At 63.2% G+C, this 7047-nt stretch carries 4 protein-coding genes; all 4 read right to left on the bottom strand.

The window, feature by feature from the left end; translation table 11 throughout:
- Positions 1 to 56: 56 nt before the first annotated feature.
- Complete coding sequence (locus OXT71_21320; GenBank protein MDE2928934.1) at positions 57 to 1184, bottom strand: mandelate racemase/muconate lactonizing enzyme family protein; 1128 nt, start codon at positions 1182 to 1184, stop codon at positions 57 to 59.
- A gap of 44 nt (positions 1185 to 1228) precedes the next feature.
- On the bottom strand, positions 1229 to 4807 hold the full coding sequence (locus tag OXT71_21315) for a PSD1 and planctomycete cytochrome C domain-containing protein (protein MDE2928933.1): 3579 nt from the start codon (positions 4805 to 4807) through the stop codon (positions 1229 to 1231).
- A 61-nt stretch (positions 4808 to 4868) separates the two neighbouring features.
- Positions 4869 to 5867 carry a cyclase family protein gene (locus tag OXT71_21310; GenBank protein MDE2928932.1) on the bottom strand — a complete coding sequence of 333 codons (999 nt, stop codon included), beginning with the start codon at positions 5865 to 5867 and terminating at the stop codon, positions 4869 to 4871.
- Positions 5868 to 5993: 126 nt separating this feature from the next.
- A complete protein-coding gene (locus OXT71_21305) occupies positions 5994 to 7046 on the bottom strand; it encodes a hypothetical protein (GenBank protein ID MDE2928931.1) in 1053 nt (350 codons plus the stop codon).
- Position 7047: the final 1 nt, after the last annotated feature.

Genomic DNA, 7047 nt, shown 5'->3' with positions numbered 1-7047 from the left:
CTCCTTTCCGGTTGAGGAACTGCCCATCATAATACACGAACTAACGGGACACTACACTAGAACGCGTACTTCTCTACGACGGACTGGTCCACCGACACCCCCAGGCCCGGGCTCTCGCGGACCTCGAGAGTCCCGTCCTCCTGGACCCAGGGATCGCTCACCAGCTCGTGCTGCATGGGAGAGGTGTGCGGCTTGAAGTCCATGGCGGCTCCGTGGGTCGAGCTGGCGAGCAAATGAACGCTCGCCGCCGTGTTCAGGGCGCTGCTCCAGGTGTGGGCGGAGAATTCGATGTTCTGCGCCTCGATCAACGGAACGACCTTGACGCAACCGGTGATCCCCAGGCACCGTCCCGGGTCCATCTGCACCACGTCCACGGCGCCGTGCTTCAGCAGTCGCCGGTAGCCCTCCGGATTCCACTCCTGCTCGCCGGTGCCGATGGGCGTCCGGGTCCCCGCCCGGAGAAGCCGGTGGGCCGCATAGTCCTGGGGCGGAAGCGGCTCTTCGATCCAACGCAGCCGGTAGGCTTCGAAGTCCCGGACCCGGCGAATCGCCTCCTGGGCGCTCCATTTCACCCGGCCGCCCAGCACGTCGAAGACGATGTCGCAATCGGGACCGACGATCTCGCGGACGTCTCGAACCAGCGCCAGGTCTTTGGCATGGTCCATCCCGAAGACGGCATCGGGTGCGCTGCCCCAGCCCCCTTTGACGATGCGGTAGCCCTGGTCCTTGAAGGTCTGAAACTCGTTCAGCGTCCAGTCCAGGTCGACCATGTCGAAGTGGATGGACGCCATGGCCACCACTCGCGGAACGACCCGCCCTCCCATGAGCCGGCACACCGGCTGATCGAGCAGATGCCCCTTCAGGTCCCAAAGCGCCATGTCCACGGCGCTCACGGCGAATCCCGCGATGCCCTGGGGACCGTACCACCAGATGTGGTTCAGCAGCTTGTGCCAGAGGCGGTCCACGTCCAGAGCGTTCTCTCCGGTCAACAAGGGAGCGTATCCGCCCTCGATGACGGTCTTGACGGACGCGGCCGACTCGGGAAACTGGCTGATGCACTCGCCCCAGCCCACGGCTCCCCCCTCCGCTTCCACCCGGGCCAGGGTGATGTAGCGGATGTTGTTGTGGTCGTGGGGCTCCGGATAGCGCAGGGGATACGCGTCGACACGCCGAATCTTCGTCATGGTCTGGACCTTGTCAGTGCTTGGGAACGGAGTGCGGCGCAGAATCACCGCACATAGATGAATTCCGGCGCGTTGAACAGCGCGTGCGCCGTATCCTTCCAGACCTGCGCCGATTTCATCACGGGGACCCTGTCTTCTTGGGACGCCGTTTCCTGCTTGTGGAGTTCGGCGATGTCGTCAACGGCTTCCGTCCAGTGGGCCAGTTCCTCGGCTTCCGGGTTTCGGTTGAAGGCTCGCCGGAACATGTAGGCCAATCTCTCCCGAGGCGATTCATGAGGCTTCGCCACCAGCTCCCGGGCCCAGAAATCAGCCTGCCCCGCGACGAAGGGATCGTTCAGGAGCGCCAGCGCCTGAGCCGGAACGTTGGTGACGTCCCGCCTTCCGGTAGGAATCTTGGGTTTGGGCTGGTTGAACGTCGCCAGCAACTTGGAAGGTTCCATGACCGTCATCTTCAGATAGATGGACCGGCGACCATCGCCGTCGAGGGGTCCGGAGAAGAGGCGCTTGGTCGCATCTTCCATCTTCCGAAACGGATTGATGGGTTCGCCGAAGAGGCTCCGGTCCAAACGCCCCGAGACGGCCAGCAACGAATCGCGGATCGACTCGGCATCCAGGCGCCGGAGGGGCATGTGATGCCAGAGGCGGTTGGAAGGATCCGCCTCCATTGCCCGGGTGCTGGCGTGCCCCGATTGCCTGAAGGTCTCGCTCGTGACCAGCGTCCGGACCAGGTGCTTGACGGACCAGCCGCTACGGACGAAGTCGTCGGCCAGGTAGTCCAGCAGCGCCGGGTGAGAGGGCTGATCTCCCAAGTGGCCGAAATCGTTGGGCGTCATGACGATGCCGTTTCCGAACACCCATTGCCAGACCCGGTTGACGAAGACGCGGGCAGTCAACGGATTCTCGGGGCTGGTCACAAGATTGGCCAGCTCCAGCCGGCCGCTCCCCTCCGGCCGGCCGTCGCCGTCCGTTCTCAGGACCCGAACATGGCCCCGGGGAACCAAGTCTCCCAAGTCGTCGTAGACTCCCCGGATATTGAGGCGGTAGTCCCGGCCCGGGTCCAGGTCGACCATGCCGTTGATGGTCTGGGGTGGCAGAAGCCGTTTCTCCGCCGTGCGGTAGGACGCGACCAGATCTCGAACCGGCTCCCGCTCCTCGAAGCTGTTGGGCAACAGCTTCCGGTCGAGCATCCAGTTGATCAACCGGACGTCATCTTCGTCCGCGCGGTCATTGGCCCAGTTTTGGAGGGACATGGTCAACCACCGGCCGTACCGCGCCGCGGCTTCCGGCAGGCTGGATGGAGGATCGCCGGAGAAGAGAGGCTGGAACCGGGACAACTCGTCCGCCGGCGACTCGACGCAATCGAAGATGGCCCCATAGTTCGTGACTTTGCCCTTGTTGACCAGGTACGCCCGGGTGACGCCGAACCAACTGTTCGGGCTCTCGGAACCACAGTCGTCCTTCGCGATTTCTTCCTCTTTGCATCCGCCCAGCCCGTACCGCGGTGGAAAGTAGGGGTTGGAGGTCTTGGTCGTGAACTCCAGGTAGTTCCGGGTTTCCGCCGCCTCGACGGCTGATTTCGGCCAGGCGCTCTTGTCGGCTGCATTCTGGGTGTGGCACACCCAATGCAACTCGTCGTCGTCCATGTATCCCCATTCGCGCTCGGTCAGGAAGCCGTTGTCCACGACGAGCCGGCGGGTGCTGTAGTCGCCGCCGCTCATTTCCAGGCTGACGACCTGGGGACTCGTAGGTTCCAGGAAGGGGCTGCGCACGGCGCCGTTGAGCCGCGGCGAGATGTTGTGGGTGAACAGTCCGGCCGGAAGCAGCATGCCCACCGCCCCGGTCCCCTCCAACGCCACCGTGAAGTCGCCGCTGGAGACCGGTCCGTCGCGGAGTCCGACTCCATCCACTGTCCAGCCTTCCGGCACCTCCTCCTGGAAATCGGCCATAAGGGGAAAGTTCTGAGCATTGGAAACCGCGCGCTCCTGATGGGCGGTTCCATATTCCTGGGCCAATTCCGACCAGCGGCCGTCGACGCTGCCGCCCTGTTTCACAGATGCGTGCAGTTGGAGCCAGGGATAGAGAACGTCTTCCAGTGCGGGTTTGTCTTCCGCCTCCTCCTCGCCGGATTCCTTCTCGGCCGCTTCTCTTTCTTCCGCTTCCTCTTCGGCCTTTTCTTCGCTCTCGGCCGGTTCCTCCACCGGTTCGAACCGGAGCGCCTTCTCCCAGGCCTGCAGCCGCTCGGGCTTCAAACCTTCCGCCAGTCGGCCCGCGGAGTCATCCTCGTCGATCCGCGCCTGTGCGGCCAGGATATAGGCCGGGGTCTCATGGGACGCTTCCAGCCACCAGTCTGCCAGCGGTGTCCTCATTCGCTTCTTGAGGGTCGAGAGTTCCTCGATGACGTCTTCATTCCGATCCGGGAGATCCAGGGTGTTGGTCCCCCAGCGCGAGCTCATGAAGACGCCGGCCAATGCGTAGTAGTCCGTCTGGGCGACGGCGTCCAGCTTGTGGTCGTGGCAGCGTGCGCAGGCCACGGTCATGGCCTGAAACGCCTTGGAGAAGGCGTCGATCTTGTCGTCCACCATCTCCTGGTGGATGCCGTTGAAGACCACGCTGTCTCCGTGGCGCTTCTCGCCCATCATGTAGAACATGGGACCGATGAGCGACTCGTTGATCTGCTGGTCGGCGTTGATTCTCGGAGGTTCCACCATGTCGCCCGCGATCTGCTCCCGCACGAGCTGATCGAAGGGCAGGTCGTCGTTGAAGGCGCGGATCAGATAGTCGCGGAATCGCCAGGCGCCCTTGGCCGGGATGTCCCACTCGTAGCCGTAGGTGTCGCTGTACCGCACCACGTCCATCCAGTGACGCGCCCAGCGCTCGCCGAAATGGGGGGACTCGAGCAGACGGTCCACCAGGCGCTGGTAGGCGCCGTCGTCCGGGTCGTTGACGAAGGCCTCGACCTGTTCCGCAGTCGGGGGCAGACCGGTCAGCACCAGGCTCAGGCGCCGGACCAGCGTGCTCCGTTCCGCCCGGGAAGCCGGCTCCAGGCCTTTCTTCTCCAGTTGGGCAAGGATGAAGCGGTCCATGGGGAGATCCGACCAGCGTTCGTTCTCGACCTGAGGCAGCGGCGGTTGGACCACCGGTTGGAGACTCCACCAGCGGCTCCGCTTCTCGAAGACCTCTTCCCAGGACTCGTCCGGAACATACGCGGTCTTGGCTATGGGAGGCGCGTCGCGCGGGTCGGGCGCTCCCAGCAGGATCCATTGTTCGAAGTCATCGATGATATCGGCCGACAGTTGCGCCGCGCCCAGGGGCATGGGGGTTCGAGAGCCGTCGTGCCGGAGGGCCCGAATCAGGGGACTCCGGTTCGGATCGCCCGGGACCAGCGCCGGTCCCGACTGCCCGCCCTCCTGCCATCCGCCCCGGTAATCGAGGCGCAGGCCTCCCATGGCCTGGGTTTCGCTGTGACAACTCTGACAGCTATCGACCAGGACCGGACGGATTCGCATCTCGAAGAACTCCAACTCGTCCGGACTGATCTTCTTCTCGGCGTTTTCCGCGGCCCCTCCGAGCGCCCCGGCGCAGACCACCGCCAAGGCGGCAATGGGCAAGAAACCTTTTGGCATTCCAACTGTGAAGCGCTTCATCGTAGAGGCAGCCCTCCAGGTCACAAGCAATCGTACCGCTTCAGAATACCGCGATGGGATTCATGGGAGAACCTGTCCCCCCTTCCACCGGAATCGGGGCCGTGGTCAGGAGAAATTCCCAGCGCTCCCGTTCCGCCGCGGCTTGGCCCAGGGTCTCAAGGTCGCAACTGTCGAAGATGTGAACTCCCATGGCGATCAGGACGAGTTGGTGGATCGGATGCGTGATCCCCTCCACCAGGGATGGATGGACGTCACTGGCAGCTTCACTTCCCAGCATCGCCACGTCCCGCTCCTTCAGCCACTTGGCACAGGAGGCGTGGAGCCCGGACGAGGCCTTGGTCACGTCCCAGGGTCCCACGGCGGCGCGCCGCGCCCAGCGGCCCGTCCGGATGAAAACGACGTCTCCACTCGAAACCTTGAATCCCGCCTTCTTCTCCCAAGCCTCCAGGTCCTCGGGAAAGATGGGAGTCCCCGGTTCCAGGTAGGGCACACCCTTCAGTCTCGGAATATCGAAAAGGACCCCGCGCGTGAAGATACCGTTCTTGAGCTTGTGTATGTCCAGTCGCCGGGCGCCTTCCGCGGTGACCTCCTCTTGGGAGTACCCGTTGTACATCTTGCCCCGGTAGAACATGTGGCAGAGGGCGTCCAGATGGGTGTGCGCGTAACCGTGAAACAAGACCGACAAGGTGTCGACGGCGAACCGGGAATCCGGGTCGACCCCGGTCATGGTCATGACGTGTTCATAGGGCGAGGCGTTGTCGATGGACTTCTCCTTGGTCGCGTCGCGCGACAGCGACACCGTGAACCCATCCTTGACCAGCGCGGCGGCCTGCACTCGCTTTTGCGGCGTAATCAGGTTGAGGGCGCCCAACTGGTCGTCCGGACCCCAGCGGCCCCAGTTGGAGAGCTCCTCCATCCACTGATCGACATCTTCGCTGGTCAGAGGATATCGCGGTTGAGCCTGAGGCTCCGGAGCCAGGCAATGAATCAGGACGGGAAGCAGAAGCACCGCAATGAGCATTACTCGGATGGTTGGCACGGCGATTCCCCCGGACTCGGAATCAGATGATTCCCCCATTATCACTTCCCGGCCCCTCCGGTTCAATCCAGGAGCATAGGAGGGGGGACAGTCTTGTCCCCCACTCTTACTCTTTGGTGATCGCGTCTACCCCAGTGTATTCGTCCACCCAATCAGAAACATTGAAGCGGACAAAACCAGAATGGAAACCCCCATTGCCGCCATGGACTTCCTCGAAGCTCCCGTCCACTCCCCGCCCAACGCCCCCCAGAACGTCGCGGCAATAATCGACATGGCGGAGGCCATGGGCCAGCCGATGACCTCGCGCATGTCGCCCAGCATGGAGCCTCCGATCCCATACGTGACGACGCCCGAGACCCACAAGATCCCCATGGCCACTCCCACCCCGTAGTGAAATGGCTGCCCCCGAAAAGTGTGCCAACTTCTCCCCTTGACGATCAGGTAGACACAATAGCCCGCATTCACCAGAAACCCGGCGGTCAGGGCCACCACCCAGATGACGTTCGAAGCCATCGAGGGCGAAGTCCCGAGCAATACGGCCTGATCGGCCAACCGGATTCCATAAGCGAAGCTCAGGTTCAGCATGGGCGAGAGTATTCCCGAAAGGGCGGCCACGAGAAGCCCCAGGAGCACCGCCGCCGACCTCCTGGATTCTTTCTCCGGGGTTTCCGAATTTTCCACAGATTCCTGGATCCGCCCCGGTGATTCCTCCCTCAACTTGCCCGCCCAGGCGGAGAGCAGGACACCGCCGACGACCAGCAGGACTCCCGCGCTGATCACCATCCCCTTCAGGGTCAGGAATTCGTCCCAGTGGAGAAGAACGAACGGCGCCATGGTGCCGATGGCCGCGGTCAGGCCCATGACGATGGCGTAGCTCAGGGCCAAGCCGACCATCTTCAGCGCCAATCCATAGAGGACGGACCCCACTCCCCACCCCATGCCGAACAGGAAGACCAGAAGCAGGTCGCGACCGTCGGCCGCCGCCAAAACGGCAAACAGAGACTCGACGGTGAGAATACCGAGGAGCCAGGGAATCAGGATCATCGCAGTCACGGAAAAGAGCAGCCAGATATGCTCCCACTTCCAACTGCGCGTGAACTTGAGACCCAGTCCAAAGGCGGAATTGGCGGTGGACCCCGTCAGGATCACCAGAATTCCGAGGCCGAAACCGGTTTCCATC

The organism is Acidobacteriota bacterium (assembly GCA_028874215.1).
GTDB lineage: Bacteria > Acidobacteriota > UBA6911 > RPQK01 > JAJDTT01 > JAJDTT01.
Note: the sequence above shows the minus strand (reverse complement) of the source record. Positions and strands in the feature narration are given on the sequence as shown.

Coding starts and splice junctions, on each gene's coding strand:
- OXT71_21320 (MDE2928934.1), bottom strand. CDS start 1,184: ATGACGAAGATTCGGCGTGTCGACGCGTATCCCCTGCGCTATCCGGAG.
- OXT71_21315 (MDE2928933.1), bottom strand. CDS start 4,807: ATGCCAAAAGGTTTCTTGCCCATTGCCGCCTTGGCGGTGGTCTGCGCC.
- OXT71_21305 (MDE2928931.1), bottom strand. CDS start 7,046: ATGGAAACCGGTTTCGGCCTCGGAATTCTGGTGATCCTGACGGGGTCC.